The sequence below is a fragment of the Ignatzschineria sp. LJL83 genome (assembly GCF_054871845.1).
The window spans coordinates 129,990-148,389 of sequence record NZ_JBTXLY010000003.1 but is presented as its reverse complement, the minus strand read 5'-3'; the positions used below and the strand labels follow the sequence as shown (position 1 = coordinate 148,389).

The following is an 18,400-nucleotide window of genomic DNA, read 5'->3' as shown; positions in this document are numbered from 1 at the left end:
TGTGTTTTGGCAACCGGAAAACTAACGAAACCCCGTAAATATCAAAATATTTATGGTTTATTATCAAAAATGGTAAATATTCGTATTTTATGAAAAAGCGCATAATGCCTAAGTCTTGCATGCAACTCTTCTGAAAGTTCTCGTTTTTTACAATGAAAACACTATACAAGCCTCATTCTTTAGGCTACAAATAAGCAGAATACTAATAATAAATAAAAACGAAAATATAAGAATCCTAACAATCTTATACAACTTTATATGACACGCTTTTGGAGGAAATTTGCATGATGCATAAATTTGGGCTTAAAAAATTATTAATGATTACTGCGCTCTCAACGGTTTTAGTCGCTTGTGGCGATGATAAAGCAGAAAGTGCGGATAATGATAAAGCGTTAGATACGCGTTATGTCACGATTGTTACCGGCGGATCATCTGGTCCTTATAATATTATCGGAACAACGCTTGGTCAGATCTATTCCAAAACCTATGATGTGAACTCAAAAGCACAATCTACCGGTGCATCTATTCAAAACGTGAATCTTGTGGATCAAGGTAAAGCGGAAATGGGCTTAGTAATGAGCGATGTATTAAGCCAAGCGGTTGCCGGCACAGGTTCATTCCCGAAAAAAATCGAGAATGTTGAACAAGTTGCGGCACTCTATCCAAACTATGTACAAATCGTGACTTCCCAAAAAACCGGGATTAAAACGATGGATGATCTCAAAGGAAAACGCGTTGCTGTAGGTGACTTAAACTCCGGTACAGAGATGAATGCTCGCGCATTACTAGAAGGTCACGGCATTACTTATAATGATCTGCAAGTGGATTACTTAGGTTTTGCTGAAGCCGTTGATGCGCTTCGCGGCGGAAAAATTGATGCAGCAGTTTTAACAAGTGGTTTACCAAATGCATCGATTATGGAACTTCAGCAAGGATATGATCTGCAACTCGTTGAGATCAGAAAACCAATGGTAGATGAGATTTCAAAAGATCAGGCATATTTCCTTTCAGCAGAAATTCCTGCCGGCACTTACGGTAATGATGCGCCGATTCCAACGGCAATGATCGTGAATGCACTCGTTGTACGTAAAGATATGAGCGAAGCAGATGTGTATAAACTCACAAAAACATTCTTCGAGAACTTAGATAACCTTGCTAATGCGCACCAAGCGGCAAAAGGAATTTCGCTTGAAGATGCACAAGAGGGTTTAGTCGCACCGCTCCATGCTGGCGCAAAAAAATATTACGATGAGCAAGCGGCGAAATAAGCACGCTTCCTCCATCTCTCTCGTAACAATGATGGTGGTACTATGTACCACCTTATTGCTTTTAATCAGCTTAATGGGATCTTCCCAAAGACTTACGCTGATCATCACGCCCAGCTTTCAATGTAAGATCGAAAACCCACAATTTGCACTTTCTTGGATTCACTCTGTGGATAAAACGCCATGGATTGAACAATATGAGCGGAAAGATGCCGGTTTTCTCTTAACTAAAACGCAATTTAAAACGTTTGGTGCCGGCGTTCCCCACGATGGAAAAGTAATCGAGAGCAATGATTCCATGATTCATTATCAGATTAATCAGTTTATGCCTGAAATAAACTGGGTAATCGATCATGAAGTTTATTCCACCATTCTCCTTCCCAATAATCTTCCTAATGATTCTCCTCAAGGAAATCCATGGGAAATCTATCGAGAATTTGATCGCTACAGCGAGATTCAAATTCGCAATCAACCTTTCAATTTTTGGCAACGTGTATTCACAAGGAACTGTCATGAGTCGTAATAATGTCGAACCCTATCATATTGCAGAAACTATTCCGGCAGATACGGAACAGATTTTAGAGAAATTTGATCGAGAATCTATTGTTAGAACGCCTAGCAGTAAAAATCTTCGTATTTTCATCTCTTGTTTTGCAATTTTCTATTCTCTCTTCCATTTATGGACAACTTACAACCCAATGCCGGAGCTTCTCTATCGTGCAACACACGTGGCTGTGGGGATTGCTTTGGTATTTCTAATTTATCCGGCATATCGAACGCAGCGCCGAGATAAGGTTGCTTGGTACGATTGGATTTTAGTTGTGCTTTCGTTTGTTTCTTTAGCGTATCTGTTTAGAGAATATAATTCGATTGCAACGGTTCGTGGCGGAATTGCCAATACGACCGATATCGTGCTCTCTATTATGACCATTGCATTAGTCATGGAAGCCGCTCGCCGAGTGATGGGATTAATTTTGCCAACGTTAGCGGCGATTTTCCTGATCTATCCGTTTATTAGTAGTTATAGTTTTATGCCAAGAATCCTGCAAACACGTCCGTTTGATCTCAGCGATATCTTTGGCCATCTCTACATTACAACGGAAGGTTTGTACTCTTCTGCCGTCGGTGCTTCTGTTTCCTTTATCTTCCTCTTTATCCTTTTTGGCGCGTTCTTGAATAAATCAGGAATGGGACAACTTTTCAACGATTTAGCATTAGCGATTGCCGGTCATAAACAAGGTGGACCTGCGAAAGTTGCCGTTGTTGCCAGTGGCTTTATGGGAAGTATTAACGGATCAGCGGTGGGGAACGTTGTAGGAACTGGCGTTTTCACTATTCCGATGATGAAAAAAGTGGGTTACAGCAAAAACTTTGCCGGCGCCGTTGAAGCGAGTGCTTCTGTGGGCGGACAAATCTTACCGCCAATCATGGGCGCAAGTGCGTTTATCATGGCGGAAACCACCGGTATTTCTTACGGCACGATTGCCTTAGCAGCACTTTTCCCGGCACTTCTCTACTATTTAGGCGTGATTGCCCAAGTTCACTTTAGAGCCGGAAAAGATGATCTCAAAGGGATTCCAAAAGCAGATTTACCACGCATCAAAGAAGTATTAAAAGAGCGTGGTCATCTTCTATTACCCATTGTGGCGCTCGTCTATTTCCTTGGAAATAATATGCCGATCGCTTATGCGGCATTTAATACCATTGCGATCGCCATTGTCGTGAGCCAATTCCGTAAAACAACGCGCATGAGCATCAAAAACATTTTTGAAGCCTTAGAAGATGGTGCAAGACAATCGCTTTCCGTGATGGCAGCCTGTGCGGTCATCGGTGTTGTGATCGGCGTATTAAGCTTAACGTCAGCAGCAACCGATCTCATCGGCGCCATTACTGGAACTGGCGAAGGTATGTTATTTATTACGCTTCTTCTCACAATGGTAGCTTCCATGGTATTAGGAATGGGTTTACCATCGATTCCGGCATATATCATCACGGCAACCATCGCAGCTCCAGCATTAGCGAATATCGGAATTCCAACGATTGTGGCGCATCTTTTTGTGTTCTACTTCGGGCTATTTGCCAATATTACGCCGCCCGTAGCGCTCGCATCCTTTGCGGGAGCTGGAATTGCCGGCGGAGATCCGATGAAAACCGGCTGGCAATCGCTCAAGCTTTCCATTGCCGGCTTTATCGTACCGTTTATGTTTGTCTATAATCCGGCGATGTTAATGATCGATACAACCGGCTTAGCGATGAATGCAACTGAATTCCCAATGCCACCGTTATTCGACATTATCAGTATTACAATTACGTCTATTATTGGCATTATTGCGTTGAGTGCTTCCGTGGAAGGATATTACAAAACGGGCTTCAGTGCCATTGGTAGAATTATCTTAGCTGCCGGCGCATTAATGCTCATTATTCCTGAAACAACGACAGATATTATTGGTTCTATCATCGTGGTTGCGATTCTGGTTATTAATAGCCGAAAAATCCCTTTAAAACTGATTAATAAGCTTCCCAATGCTTCATTAGCTTAAGTTTTTTTGAGGATTTAAATAGTAGTAATACCAAACAGAAGGTTTCATCTATATTGGATGAAACCTTTTTTAATATGTTTTAGTCTGAGCCACAATGGGAAAGAAAATTTATTAGGGATTCTTCTCGCTGGCGCGGGATATTAATAAGAATGCAAGCTTTCGATCCAGCCACATATCAGCTCCTATCCTGCCATAACTCTTTCTTAAACCGATTTCACTATAGAAGGAAGCCTTAAAATGCCCAATATTGATCGTATGTTACAAGACATTGAAACCCTAAAAACCATTACTGAACCCAACATTCCCTTCACGCGCCGAGCGTTTACAGAGAAGTATTTGGAAGGTCGGGAATGGTTAATTGCTGAACTCAGAGCGATGGGACTTTCCCCTTTTATTGATAATGCCGGCAATTTACGAGCCGTATTACAAGGCGAATCGAATACCAGAATCTATTTTGGATCGCACAGCGATACCGTTCCCGGCGGTGGTGCTTATGATGGGATTTTAGGCGTTGTTGCCGGCTTAGAAGTGCTGCGCTATTTCACTTCTCGCAATATTACGCCGGTAAAAACCTTAGAGTTTATTGATTTCCTCGCCGAAGAAACCTCCGATTGGGGAATCTCTTGTATCGGAAGCCGAGCATTAACCGGCGCGCTCACGAAAGATCATCTTGCCCTTTCACATCCTGATACAAAAGAACGTCTTGAAACAGCCATTTCAAGAATGGGCGGAAATCCGGAACAATTGCCGACTTTACCGCCATTAATTTCTTCTGAATCTTCCGCAAATACTCAAATGCCGGAAAATAGTCATACAAGCCATTCAAACGATCAATATGAAGATCAAGATATCTTCCTTGAGCTTCATATTGAGCAAGGTCCTGTTTTGGAAGCGCTCAATATTGATATCGGTATTGTGACCGGCATTGTCGGCATTAATCGCATTAAGCTTACTTTTGAGGGCACAAGTAATCATTCCGGCACAACGCCAATGTCATTACGACAAGATGCGCTTGTGATGGCTTCTCACGGCATTCTCGAAACTCAAAAAATTGCCGAAGCGATCTCCGCAGAAATTTCCTCTGACAGCGCCGAAAATCCCCAATACTTTGTCGCAACCTGTGGCAATATCCGCAACTTCCCCAATGCCATGAATGTAGTACCGGGAAAATGTGAAATCATCATTGATATTCGTACCACCGATAATGCGCTTGCACATCAATTTATCGAACGATTACAACGGGCGCTTACTGAGAAAAAGACCAATTTCACTTTAGAATGGATGACACAAACTGAACCTGTACCGCTTGATTTATCGCTTGCAAAAATATGTGAAACAATTACGAAAAAATTGGGTTTGAGCTACAAATTGATGACAAGTGGCGCCGGTCATGATGCTGCTTTCATGGCAACGGTTGCGAGAACGCTCATGATTTTTATTCCCAGCGTGAACGGCATTAGTCATAACGATCAAGAATTTAGCAGCGATATTGCCATTGAAAATGGTTACCGCGCATTCTTGAACCTTATTTTGACACTTGCGCTTCCGGCAAACTCTCGCTAAATTCAAAGGAACAGTAAAAAATTACCGAAAATGATGAAAAACAATATTTCATTAAATCCGATTTAATCATTCATCTGATTGATCCTATTAATCTGATTGATCTGATGAATTCCTTTTCCACTTTATTCCCATTTAAAATCACCATAAATGCCGGCAAATCCGGATATTATGCAAAGGATTCACAATGACACCTTTAGAAACGCTTCAATCATGGCAGATGGAAGCCACAGAGATCCGCCAAAATATTCATCAACACCCAGAACTGGGATTTGAAGAGCTGCAAACACAGAAAAAGATTGTCGAATATCTCGAATCTTACGGCGTTGATACGATTGATACGTCTTTTGCAAAAACCGGCGTGATTGCCACCATTAAAGGGATTGAACCGGGAAAAACCATCGGTTTACGCGCCGATATTGATGCCCTTCCCATTCAAGAAGAGAATCAGTTTGATCATAAATCCCAGCATCATGGGAAAATGCATGCATGCGGACATGATGGGCACACAACCATGCTCTTAATGACTGCCAAATATTTAGCGAAACATCGTCATTTTTCCGGCAAAGTCGTACTCTTTTTCCAACCTGCGGAAGAAGGACGAGGCGGCGCTGAAACCATGGTTATTAAAGAGAAAGTATTGGAGCGTTATCCGCTCGATGCCATCTACGCAATGCACAATTGGCCCACATTACAAGCCGGAAAATTTGCCATCAAACCGGGAAGTATTATGGCGAGCTCTGATCGTATTTTTATTACTATTCAAGGAAAAAGCGGGCACGCAGCGCAGCCTCATAACACGCAAGATCCGCTGTTAGTGGCAACGCATATCTATCAAGGGATTCAAGGATTAGTGGCAAGAACCATTGATCCCACAGATTCCCTCGTCGTTTCCATTACGCAAATTCATTGTGGCGATACCACAAATGTGATTGCCGATTATGCCGAAATGTCCGGCACCTTTAGAACTCACGACAAAGCGGTTCGTAAGGATATTAAGCAAAAACTTGAACTATTAGTGCCCAATATCGCCAAAGCTTTCGGCATGGAAGCCACGCTCAAATATGGAGAAATCAGTCATCCCGTGACTTTTAATACCGAAGCGGAAGCAATGCGTGCGATCGAAGTTGCGCAAGATTTAGTGGGCGAAGAGAATGTAAAACTCGATATTAAAGAGCAGATGACTAGCGAAGATTTCGCCTTTTTCCTAGAAGAAGTGCCGGGATGCTATCTCTTTATCGGCAATGGCGAATCCGAGCATCAAAATGTCGGATTACATAATAGTAAATATGACTTTAATGATGCAATTACACCATTAGGCGCAAGCTTTTTCGTGGAATTGGTACGTTCTTATTCTGAATAATAGCATTATTTCGGTTTAAGAATTTGAGGTTTCAAGGCTTTAAAGATTTAAGGTTTTAAGTCTTCGAAACCCTGAAACTTCAAAAGATCTATCTTGCTGGCATGCGATTCCCAAAAGCATGCAAGCATTCGAGCCAGCGATGTTTCAGCCTTTTTATAAAAAAAACACTTTCTTAAACCGATTGCAGCATCAGAATAGCAATATTGAGCATTACTGATATTTCCATCATTAATGCCAATTCTAATCAATACCAAGCCTCAACAATTACAGCTTCATTCTGTTTTTATTTTTATCTTATCTATTTCATCATTATTCAAAAGGAGCTTTTACCGCTTATTTTATTTTAAACTTTCCACATCCCTTTCACTTCGGCAACATACAATTCTAATAAGCCGGCTATTAAATACCTGTTTCAGAAAACCTATTTCGGAAAACTTGTTTCAGGTTTGGAGGATTATCTATGCAGCAAATGCAGAAAAAAACATGGTTCGATCGAATAGAATCATTTGGGAATCGTATTCCCAATCCGCTCTATCTCTTTATGATGCTCTGCCTCATTATTGCCATTATTTCCGCAATTATGAGCTCTCTTAATTTAAACGTTACCCATCCCGTTTCTAATGAAATTGTCACGATTCGTAATCTCTTAAGCGGAGAAGGTTTAGTCTATATTTTGCAATCCACCGTCAGCAACTTCATCAACTTTAAACCGCTCGGTTTAGTGCTCTGTATGATGATTGCGGTGGGATTAGTGCAAGAAGTGGGCTTAGCCGATGCGACAATTAAATCGCTTCTACTACATGCACCGAAACAATTTGTGACGGCATCCATCTTTGTTGTTGGAATCATCGGCAACCTTGCTTCCGATGCGGCGTTTGTACTGGTACCGCCACTTGCCGGCATTATTTTTGCGGCAACGGGGAGAAATCCTGTGGTGGGAATTTGTGCAGGATTTGTCGCCGTTGCGGCAGGTTTTACGGCAAATATCTTCATCGCCGGCACAGATGTGCTTTTATCCGGCATTACCAATGAAGCTTCGGCAACTATTAGCGGCGCCGAGATTACGCCGGCAGCAAACTGGTATTTCATGCTTCTATCGGTGCCTTTCTTAACGGTTATCGGCACATGGATTACGGATCGTTTAATCGAACCGCGTTTTCCTTTAGAGCAAGATTTTAGCCAACATGCGGCAACAGAAGGTCAAAAATATGCGGTCTCTAAAAAAGAGAAAAGAGCATTAAAAATCACTGGACTGTTTGCACTCTTATTTATTGCGCTATTAGTGGTAACGGTTTATCCAGAAAGCTCTCCGCTTCGTGGACCGAATGGTCAGCTTGTGCCTTCGCCATTTTTAAATGGTGTGATTCCTATTATTATGACGTTCTTCATCACAACAGCGATTGTGTATGGCGTTCTTGCCGGCAAAATCACAAAGTTTGATGATTTCCCAACCTTAATGGCAAATTCCCTGAAAAATGTCGGCGGATATATTGTGCTCGTCTTCTTCATCGCGCAATTTATCGGTTGGTTTAACTGGACGAATCTCTCCATTTGGCTGGCGGTTTCCGGTGCGGATTTCTTAGTGAATATTGAGCTTCCCAATGTCATCATGCTCGGTGCACTTGTGATTTTAGCGGGATTAATCAATCTTGTGGTATTTAGTGGATCAGCACAATGGGCAATGATGGCGCCGGTATTTGTACCGCTTCTCATGCTTCTCGGCATTGATCCGGATGCGATTCAGATGGCGTATCGAATTGGGGATTCCACCACCAACGTTATCTCACCGACAAACCCCTATTTGCCGATGGTATTAGCCTTAATCGCACAATACAATCCGAAGATTAAGTTCGGAACGTTCTTATCCATCATGCTTCCCTATTCGCTGATCTTAATTACTACATGGACGGCACTATTTCTGATCTATTACTCATTAGGATTACCATTAGGGCCGGCATAACACCTTCATATCTAAAGATTAATTTATGGAAGTGTTTTCCATAAGCTCACTATAAAATATCTTTAAAAAACGAGCCTCAAACGATCTGTGAATTTTTGTGAATAACAGTCTGTTTGAGGTTTTTTACGTCTTTTTATTATTTGTGAATATTTGTTAAAGCAAAAACAGAGTAATCCCTTTCACTTTTTGCTCTATTTTCATTGCCATCTATTCTTTAACCCATTCAAAATTCTATTAAAAATTCCCTTAAAAAACCTCTCAAAAGCTTCCCAAAGAACTGTCATACGGGAATCCTTTTATCAAACCGCTTGCCGAGCGATCTTTTCACTCCATTATTCATCACAAATATCCCTAACATTACAAACAGTTAAAGATATCAATTCGATATTGGTTCGATATTAACTCCGGCTGATTCATCAATCCATAAATCCCACCCAGATGCCGGTAAGCTCCCAATCCGCCAACTACACGATCGCTACAAACTCACTACAAAGCATTTAGAATGCCCGCTACAAAACCACTTGATCATTGATCTTAAAGTGGTTTTTTCGTAATCGCTACTCGCAAAAGATCCTAAATCACCGAAACAAACTAACAATAGCAGTCATATCCATTCAAATACTAAACACTAAATAGCCCAACAAACCTAAAAGCAGGCTTATGAAAGGTTATACAGCACATCACTCAAAACAGACAACCCGAAAAATCCTATCCAACTGATATATTAAGGAAATCCCCCTTAAATCATCTATAGCCACCTATAACCCGTTATAAGCTTTTAATTACTTCTCAGCCTTTTAGATGAATTCAGCCATGAATATCTATGGGGAAACAGCAACATTTATCAGACATATCTTGGGTTATAAGATTCAAAAATCCGGATGACTCTATCTGTTATTCAGGTGTTCTTATCATTTCAATAAAGGATCACTTCACCGCTGATCTTGCCTCTAAATTATCTATATAATCTCCGAAAAACATTTGCCTAATATTTTATGATTATATGATAATCCCATCTATCTCTTTTTGTGATTGATAGCGGTTTTTAAGGCTTCTGAAAGGGTGCTATATCTTGTTTTCTGATACCTCTTCGGCAATAGCTCCCAAAATAGATAGCGCATGGATAGAAACATGAACCTCAGCAAAAATTCATACGCTAAAACCAATAATTATCGGAAGGAAATCCCGATAAATAGCTAAAAACCTTCATTTTCAGCCCTTTTAGAGTTTTAATTTCGATTCTTAGAATAGGTTTAAACGCTCTTTTATCACGAGTGATCACAAAGCAAGCAATCCATATCTCTTAAATATAATTTCAATAAGTTGAAGCGGTATTGGTTAATAATTTATCACTAAAAATGATGCTTTGTATAGTTTTAAAGCAAAAAAAAGCCCTATCTAAATAGATAGAGCCTTATAAGCATGAAGCATCTTAATAATGAATCTTGTGAATCCTACAACAAATCATTTAATACAGATTCTTTCTGAAATCCGTGGATTAACCGTTTTTTTCCTTAGATTTTGTCTTAGAAGCCCAGTAAGTTGCTAAGATCGGACCTGAAATATTGTGCCAAAAGCTGAAAATGGCACTTGGAACCGCCGTTACAGGATCAATGGCAAAGTGTGTTTTCGCTAATGCCGCGCCCAATCCTGAATTTTGCATCCCAACTTCAATGGAAACGGCTTTAGAATCGCTATAATCTAATTTAATGAACTTCGCAGCCCAGAATCCTAATAAATATCCTAAGCCATTATGTAAAATCACTACACCAAAAATCAGTAATCCTGAATCGATAATCGCTTGCTTACTACCGCTCACAACGGCTGCTACAATCAGAACAATAGCAATAACAGACACAAGCGGTAATACTTCCGTTGCGGTTTCAATTTTCGATTTGAAGATCATGCGAAGCACAATTCCTAGCGCAATTGGGAGTAATACCATCTTAATGACGGATATAAACATTGCGCCCATGGCAATATCAATCCATTGGCTGGCAAGAAGATAGAAAATTACCGGCGTTAAAAGCGGTGCTAATAAGGTGGAAATTGACGTACAAGCTACTGATAATGCAATGTTTCCTTTCGCTAAGTAAGTCATCACATTGGAAGCCGTGCCACCAGGGCAAGAACCCACAAGAATCACGCCTACCGCAATTGCCGGCGGTAGAGAAAAGAGCATAGAAAGTCCAAAAGCGAGTAGGGGCATAATGACAAATTGTGCGACAACGCCGAGAATAACCGCTTTTGGATGCTTAATAATCTCGCTAAAATCCGTCACTTTTAAAGTCATTCCCATTCCGAGCATAACGATTCCTAAAAGCCATGGAATATAAGGGCCAATAACCTTAAAAGTATCGGGTGAAAAGAACGCTAACCCTGCAAATAGCAGAACCCATAAGGCAAATGTCTTGCCAACAAATTGGCTTAAGCGAATGAATCCCTGCATGGTGAAATACTCCTCTGTTTTCATCAATAATATGTTTGAATCGCGTAACATTGACCGCTCTTTAACCTTTAAGTGAAAGAGATCAATCGTTATTTTGAATAAGTTATGTAATAGCTTGATAGATTCAATCCAGTGAATCTCTGTTTGATTTTTGGGTTTAAGAACTTAAGATTTCAAGAACGTAAAACCTTAAAAAAGAAGGCATTAACTAATTGATAATTGGGTAAATTATCAATGCTTAAATTGCAAATGAATCACGCTTTGTAAGCACATTCATGATCTCTCTTTTAAACTCAAAAATAAGGCTAGCTTTACCTTGAAAAACTAGCCTTATTCGAGCGTATCACACTTTTAGGAGGTTATGTTGTATCTATAAACTTCAAGAGATTTTTAGAAGCTTTATAGATACCTTAAGATGCTTTTAATTGGGATTTTAAGATGGCCATAATCACGCTACTGGCTTTATTTTCCGTCTCTTCGATTTCACTGATTACGATGGAATCCGCCACAATGCCGGCACCGGCTTGCACTTTCGCAATACCATCTTTCACAAATGCCGAGCGAATCACAATGGCACTATCGAAACGATCTCCGTACATCGTGCCTTGAATATAGCCAATTGCGCCGCCGTAACTGCCTCTTGCTTCTGTTTCATAACGGTAAATCTCTTCCATCGCATAGACCTTCGGAGCACCGGTCAAGGTGCCCATATTCATCACCGCTAAATAGGCATCAATGGGGGATAATCCTGTTTTAAGCTTGCCGGAAACCCTTGAAACTAAATGCATCACATATCGGTAACGATCGATCTTCATGAGATCTTTCACGGCAATAGAATCGACTTCTGAAATTTGCGCCAGATCCTCTTTCGCTAAATCCACCAACATTAAATGCTCAGCGACTTCCTTTTTATCTGTTTTAAGTTCTTGTTCCATCGCAAGATCTAGCGCTAAATCAATCTCGCCTTCGATCATTCCACGCTTTTTCGTGCCGGCAATGGGATAGAGTTCAAGCTCTCGGGTTTCCGGCATATATTTAAGGGCGGATTCCGGCGATGCGCCAAAGAGCGTGAAATCGCTATCGTGCAGGTAGAAAAGATAAGGACTCGGATAAGCTTGTTTTAAAATGGCATAACTCGCAAAAGGATCATCACATGGAAGCGTAAAGGCGCGAGATGGCACGATCTGCTGAAGTTTCCCATCATGAATCTGTTCAATAAAACTCGCAACGGCTTCTGAAAAAGGTGCACTATCCGGCACTTCTACACCATTATCGCTATTTACAATGGGATGTTTCGAGTTATCCTGTGGATAACTTTGTGGAGAACCTTTTTGCGTTGAATTCTGTACTAGCTCCGAAGATGACTGATTCTCGGCATTATTGATGTTGTTTTCTTTAGTTGTGGATAACTCTGAGGATATCGTAAATACCTTAGTCGTATTGGTAATGCTTGCTTCACTCATCTTTCGCGCTAATGTTTCATACTTTTCCGCTTGTAGAGAAAACGTTCGATACGATTCCATTCTAGATGTACCTAAATCTTGATAGAGGTGTTCATAAGTCGCTCGTTTTGCCTGATGATCTAATACGATCATCTCTTCTGCAAAGTAGAGGCAAAGATCTCGTTCTCGCCCTTTTTCAGGAATATTCACCTGATAATATTCGCCCACTAAATCATAACCAAAAAGCCCGCCGATAAAGGGATCAAACTCTGGATTCTTCAAGCTTAACAGCGGATCTAAAATGGTAAGAACTCCGCGCGGAAAACGGGTTTGATCATTCTCAAACTGAAACTTGGCATAAAGATTGCCGAGATCTTCTCCAGATTCAATCACGCAATCCCTAAGCTCTGATTGTAAAAATGTCAGTAACGTATTGCCGATCTTGCTCGTTGCCGTAACCGTTACAATATCTTTGAGCGCCGTAATTCTTAAGGAAACCTTCGTGATCATCATGCTTTTAAGGGCACTTTGATCATCCGTTCTGGCTGATTCAAAGAGCATCGCATATGGTTTTTCTTCAGCCTTTACTAAATATTTGAATAATGTGAATGGTTCAAAGTCGATCGAAATTTCACGGCTAATGGTATAAATTTCGGATCTTTTAAATACGGCTTCTGACATTTTTTCCTCTCTTTTGTGTGTAGAACCGCAATCTGAAAGCCATAAAAAAAGCCCGCATATTGCAGGCTCTTCAATTATTCTCACTGTTTTACTTTTCTATTTTCCACTCAAGTACAATGATTGCCCGCTCAAAAATGCGCGTAACCACCAACGTCGGATATTGCGAGTAGAAAGATTAGCAATCATGGATTTTTCCTAAAACAGTGTAAATTCAGTATATGTTCAAGACATATGTTTATATTTCAATATTCGTTGAATATTTCTAATTAAATTGTGCTTAAGTGCACTATTTCTCAGGTTTTTTATTCTCAATCTTTAATATGACAATAAAAAAGAACCCTGACTTAATTAGAAATTCTTAGGATATAATTTGCATTTTTTTTGGAGGAAGTCAACAAATTTTCATTTCTAATAGTCAGGGTCAAGAGCAGAAACTTCTATAAAATCTTTTGAAAATCTCCTTTAAAGATGAATATTTCAGACGAATATTTCATGGAAGTAAAACTTCGCTGACGACACTATTCTTAGGAGATTCTACAATTTACTCATTCTTGAAATATGAGATTACTGAAGTCCAGTAGCGACTTCTTTGGCCTGAAGTTCAATACTCATTAAACCATTGCCGGATAAATACCAAAGCGTTGGATCTAAGTAGACGACTTTAATCTCTTTGCCATTCTCTAAGGTTACTTTCGAGATGATTTCCGACTGAAAGCTCTCAAGATTCATTGGCGTTTGCCCAATTGCAGCACTTCTATCAATGATAAAAATAACATCAGGTTGGATCTCGTTTAAGTAATCGATATCAATTGCTTGTCTACCTTCAATCGGTGCTTTTACGGCATTTTTTGTACCTAAGAAATGATGAATAAACTTGCCATAACCACTCGTTGGAGAAGCGAAAAGATTATCGGCATTATGCATCATCGTTAGCGCTATTTTATCGTTCTTCGCAATGTTCGCTTTAATTTCATCTAGCTCTGAATTTAACTGATTCAAAGAAACATTGGCTGAATCTTCCGCATCCACAAGTTTCGCTAATGCCAAAATATTTTGAGATACGGATGCATAATAATCTTCTGGATTTGCCGTAAAATTCAGTACCGGCGCATATTCACTCAGCACGTCTACTTTGCCGGCAAGACGAGGAGAGATGACGATAAACTCCGGTTTAAGTTCTGCATAAACCTCTAAGTTAGGTTCTTTCATACCACCGCCATCTTGAATATCGGCAGTATTTAACTCTTTTAAATAGGTCGGCAGATTACGCATAGGAATTGCGGAAATAGCTTCTGCTTTATCAAGTACAACTAAAGTATCCACCGCTCCAAAATCCATCACGATTCCTGTTGCAGTTTTTTCGGTATCCGCCAAAGTAAGGCTCATCATTAAAGGTAACAATAATAGACTGCGTTTTAATAAAGTTTTCATCAAAATCTCTCTTATCTCAAAAATGGAATCCTATGGAAATGTTAGGATTAGCGGTTTATTCATCCTTCGTTTTCGGGAATGTTTAATCGTTATTAAGAGGGATCATTTATCTGGTTATTCTTTTCAATCTTCTCTTAATACAAAATGATAATGAATATCATTTAGATTTAAAATGGAGTCTATCATTCAATGTTTTAATTCTCAAATGAAATTTAATCTCTATTGAGAATTATTTTCTTTTAGTTTTATTGATCCTTTATTCTGCGCTGTATTAAAACAGTCTTAAGACTTTCTATCACGCTTCCATAGAAACTTTATCCAAAGCTTTTCCTAAGTGTTATCTCTCTACTTATCTACAAAGTTATCCACAAGCTACATTTTTTGCCGTTTAAATTAAAAAATAAACGCTTCATCTTTTTGAAATCTAGTGCTAAAATATTGCAAATTTTTGAAAACGTAAAAAGAATATCTAATAAGGAGAATATCATGGATTTTGCAAAAACATGTACTTACCGTTCTTCTTATTTAAATGAATAACCGACAACCAGTCGGTTTTTTTTTGGAAAAAATAACAAAAAGACGCACACAATGACAAAACCTATTATTGCCCTCGACTTCCCAAACTATCTTGAGACCAAAGCGTTCTTGGAAATGATGCCAAGAGAAGAAGAGTTATATATCAAAATCGGCATGGAGCTGTTCTACAATGAAGGTCCAATGCTTGTTGAAACTTTAAAAGCGAGAGGTTATGAAGTTTTCTTAGACTTAAAACTCTACGATATTCCTAACACTGTAAAAAGTGCGATGATCGGTTTAGCAAAAATGGGCGTAGATATGGTCAACGTTCATGCTGCCGGCGGTAAAAGAATGATGGAAGAAGCAATGGAAGGTTTAGAGATCGGAAGCGGTCATTCTAAAAGACCTCGCCTTATTGCTGTAACGCAGCTCACAAGCATGAGCGAGCAAGAGATGCAAAGTGAGCAAAATATTCAAACAAGCTTACTCGAGTCTGTGATCAACTATAGTAAGATGACAAATAACTCAGGTTTAGATGGCGTTGTATGTTCTGCGCTTGAAGCCAAAATGGTAAAAGAAAACACGCGAGAAAGTTTCCTCTGCGTAACACCGGGAATCCGCCTTGCATCAGATGCTGCGGATGACCAAAGACGTATCATGACACCATATGAAGCAAAGAAAAATGGTTCAAGTTACATTGTTGTGGGTCGTTCAATTACTCAAGCGAAAGATCCATTACAAGCTTATTACACTGTTAAAGAAGAATGGGATAGATCATTATGATAAAACAAGACGTTGCCGAAGCATTACTTTCTATTAATGCCGTATCACTTTCACCAAATGAGCCATTCACATGGGCTTCTGGAATTAAATCACCGATCTATTGTGATAACAGATTAATTGTAAGCTACCCAGAAGTTCGTAAGTTTATCTCTAAGAATCTTATTAAACTCATTCAAGAACAATTTCCTGAAGTAGAAGTGATTGCCGGAACTGCAACAGCAGGAATTCCACACGCTTCATGGGTCAGTGCTGTTTTAGAAAAGCCAATGGTATATGTAAGAAGCTCACCGAAAAAACATGGTCGTGGAAATATGATCGAAGGGATTATCCAACCGGGTCAAAAAGTTGTGATCGTAGAAGACTTAATTTCAACAGGTGGCAGCTCTATTACATGTGCTCATGCGCTTCGTGAAGCAGGTGCTGATGTGATCGGCGTTGCAGCAATTTTCTCTTATGAGTTACCAATTGCGGCAGAAAACTTTGGAAAAGAAGATATTCGTTACGCAACTTTAAGTAACTATCCTGCACTTCTTGAAACAGCTTTAGCAAAAGATATTATCACTGAAGAAGAGCGTATTGCCTTAACAGAATGGAATAAAGATCCTGGTAATTGGGGTAAATAAAGATCATGCTCATAGAAGAAATTGTTCGTTATATTGTCGATATTCTCAATGCCTTTTCGGTCATCATTTTACTTGTGGGTGCTGTAAAAGCGGCGATTGATTTTATAAAAAATGAGTTTTCAAGAGGAAACCATTTTGAAGTTGCCACAAAAAACAACAATATTAAAATCTATCTCGGCTCTTACGTTCTCCTAAGTTTAGAAGTTTTAATCGCTTCCGATATTATCGAAACGATTATGAATCCTTCCATTGATGACATGCTAATTCTTGGTGGTATTGTTGTTATTAGAACTGCAATTTCCTACTTCTTAGGAAAAGAAATTGAAGTTGGAATGGAAGAATATTCCAAAAAAACTGCTAAAGAAGAGAAAAAATAAATCGTGAAATTTCTTATTAAATAAGAAACTTCAAAACATATTTTCTTCTATGAAATAGATACAACAAAAAAGAGATCCTTCCAGATCTCTTTTTTATTACATATTTTTATTGAGTATATACCATAAATTCTTTCTTCAAGCGATTTCACGATATTCATTCCGTTACTTTCGCTGATTTTATTTTTTCATATAAAACAATCAAACTTGCGATCAGTAAAGATATCGCTCCAGAAATAATTGCTAATAGTAGAGATCCTGTCAAAGCTTGTATCAAGCTCGTCATCATTGGCCCTAATATTTGCCCAATCCCATAAGTGAGCGTTACTAAGCCAACCAAGTTAAATATTTTAAGAGATTTTAGTCGTCTTGCTAAAGGCATAACCAGAGAAGTTGTTCCCATAAATGTGAGTCCTAAGCCTAAAGAACTCATCATCAATAACCCTATTGAATTAGAAAATATAGATAAAAATACAAATGTACTTTGTAATAGTAAATTGAAAAATAGTGCGGTAATCACCCCTACTTTTCTCTCAATAAAAAGCCACAGATAACAACTGAAAATTGCGCCCACTCCTACCAGTGACCATAAGTGATCTGTCATTAGTGATTGAGGTAAAGATTGAGCGATCACCGGTAAATATGTCGCAATGATGATATATCCATATCCTGCAAAACCATAAAGTATGATTAAAGAGATCCAAGATATTTCATCTTTTTTATGAGCTATTGTTTGTGTTTCACGGGAAACATTCTCCTCGCTTAATCTGTTTTCAGATTCCTTTTTAGGAAAAAATAGTAGGATATAAGCCGACAATATAAACGCAAATAGACTTATATAAAACCAAATCATCTCTGATGAATATTGCCGTTCTAAGGCTAAATTGACAAGCTCATTTCCAACTACAATTCCAAGCTCATTTCCAACTACAATTCCAAGCCCAACGCCCGAAAAGAAAGTAGCCGTCATAAAGCTTGAAGAAAAATACTTAATAATAGTAATCGAGCCATAAATAATAGCTCCCGCACTACTCACTCCAGCTAAAAAACGAATACTGAAAACATCTGCAAAACTCGTAGTAACAGATAATAAATAGAGAAAAAATGCAGTCGATAATAAGCTAAAAACTAAAGATACCTTTAAATATTGAGAACTATGGAAGATCGAAAATGATAATAATATCGCCCCGAGAAGATATCCTAAATAGTTACTACTTGCGATATACGAAAGTTCATCAAAACTAAACTGCGTTTCTTTCAATAAAACAGGCATCATTGCCGTATATAAAAAGCGTCCAAATCCCATGCCAACCATTAAAATAATGATGCTAAAGATCATATTTTTAATTTTCATAATCTGTACGGATCCTATCTAGTTCAAATGAAGTTGGTTTTCAAACAATATATATTGTT

The 18,400-nt window shown here is 39.1% G+C and carries 13 protein-coding genes; 9 read left to right on the top strand and 4 right to left on the bottom strand.

Features of this window, described 5'->3' with window-relative positions; all coding sequences use genetic code 11:
* Positions 1–287 precede the first annotated feature (287 nt).
* The 6 genes from ACYSN2_RS03470 to ACYSN2_RS03445 all read left to right on the top strand — a co-directional run bounded on the left by ACYSN2_RS03470 (position 288) and on the right by ACYSN2_RS03445 (position 8,688).
* Positions 288–1,268, top strand: coding sequence for a TAXI family TRAP transporter solute-binding subunit (locus ACYSN2_RS03470; RefSeq protein WP_461748882.1), 981 nt, complete (start codon positions 288–290; stop codon positions 1,266–1,268).
* Positions 1,249–1,788 carry a DUF1850 domain-containing protein gene (locus ACYSN2_RS03465; RefSeq protein WP_461748862.1) on the top strand — a complete coding sequence of 180 codons (540 nt, stop codon included), beginning with the start codon at positions 1,249–1,251 and terminating at the stop codon, positions 1,786–1,788. Before ACYSN2_RS03470 ends, ACYSN2_RS03465 begins: the two co-directional genes overlap by 20 nt.
* Entirely contained in the window at positions 1,778–3,805 is a 2,028-nt protein-coding gene (locus ACYSN2_RS03460; RefSeq protein ID WP_461748861.1) for a TRAP transporter permease, read from the top strand. The genes ACYSN2_RS03465 and ACYSN2_RS03460 overlap by 11 nt, the downstream gene beginning before the upstream one ends.
* 237 nt (positions 3,806–4,042) lie before the next feature.
* Positions 4,043–5,368 carry a M20 family metallo-hydrolase gene (locus tag ACYSN2_RS03455; protein WP_461748860.1) on the top strand — a complete coding sequence of 442 codons (1,326 nt, stop codon included), beginning with the start codon at positions 4,043–4,045 and terminating at the stop codon, positions 5,366–5,368.
* A 184-nt stretch (positions 5,369–5,552) separates the two neighbouring features.
* Complete coding sequence (locus ACYSN2_RS03450; RefSeq protein ID WP_461748859.1) at positions 5,553–6,728, top strand: M20 aminoacylase family protein; 1,176 nt, start codon at positions 5,553–5,555, stop codon at positions 6,726–6,728.
* A gap of 460 nt (positions 6,729–7,188) precedes the next feature.
* Positions 7,189–8,688, top strand: coding sequence for an AbgT family transporter (locus ACYSN2_RS03445; RefSeq protein WP_461748858.1), 1,500 nt, complete (start codon positions 7,189–7,191; stop codon positions 8,686–8,688).
* A gap of 1,498 nt (positions 8,689–10,186) precedes the next feature.
* Here the strand turns inward: ACYSN2_RS03445 and ACYSN2_RS03440 are convergent.
* The 3 genes from ACYSN2_RS03440 to ACYSN2_RS03430 form a co-directional block, all read right to left on the bottom strand.
* Positions 10,187–11,137, bottom strand: a complete 951-nt coding sequence (locus tag ACYSN2_RS03440) for a bile acid:sodium symporter family protein (protein ID WP_461748857.1) — start codon at positions 11,135–11,137, stop codon at positions 10,187–10,189.
* Positions 11,138–11,547: 410 nt separating this feature from the next.
* Positions 11,548–13,260 (bottom strand): chorismate-binding protein, encoded by a 1,713-nt coding sequence (locus ACYSN2_RS03435; protein ID WP_461748856.1) that lies wholly within the window; start codon positions 13,258–13,260, stop codon positions 11,548–11,550.
* 564 nt (positions 13,261–13,824) lie between these two features.
* On the bottom strand, positions 13,825–14,691 hold the full coding sequence (locus ACYSN2_RS03430) for an ABC transporter substrate-binding protein (RefSeq protein WP_461748855.1): 867 nt from the start codon (positions 14,689–14,691) through the stop codon (positions 13,825–13,827).
* Between the two features lie 588 nt (positions 14,692–15,279).
* Here ACYSN2_RS03430 and pyrF point away from each other — a divergent pair.
* Genes pyrF through ACYSN2_RS03415 form a run of 3 tightly spaced genes read left to right on the top strand, consistent with a single transcriptional unit; the run spans position 15,280 to position 16,990 of the window.
* A complete protein-coding gene (gene pyrF / locus ACYSN2_RS03425) occupies positions 15,280–15,990 on the top strand; it encodes an orotidine-5'-phosphate decarboxylase (protein WP_461748854.1) in 711 nt (236 codons plus the stop codon).
* Entirely contained in the window at positions 15,987–16,613 is a 627-nt protein-coding gene (gene pyrE / locus ACYSN2_RS03420) for an orotate phosphoribosyltransferase (protein ID WP_461748853.1), read from the top strand. The genes pyrF and pyrE overlap by 4 nt, the downstream gene beginning before the upstream one ends.
* Before the next feature lie 5 nt (positions 16,614–16,618).
* A complete protein-coding gene (locus ACYSN2_RS03415; protein WP_461748852.1) occupies positions 16,619–16,990 on the top strand; it encodes a DUF1622 domain-containing protein in 372 nt (123 codons plus the stop codon).
* Between the two features lie 154 nt (positions 16,991–17,144).
* Here the strand turns inward: ACYSN2_RS03415 and ACYSN2_RS03410 are convergent, their stop codons facing one another.
* The gene (locus ACYSN2_RS03410; protein ID WP_461748851.1) at positions 17,145–18,341 is read right to left on the bottom strand and encodes a YbfB/YjiJ family MFS transporter; all 1,197 of its coding nucleotides are present in this window, start codon (positions 18,339–18,341) and stop codon (positions 17,145–17,147) included.
* Positions 18,342–18,400 lie beyond the last annotated feature (59 nt).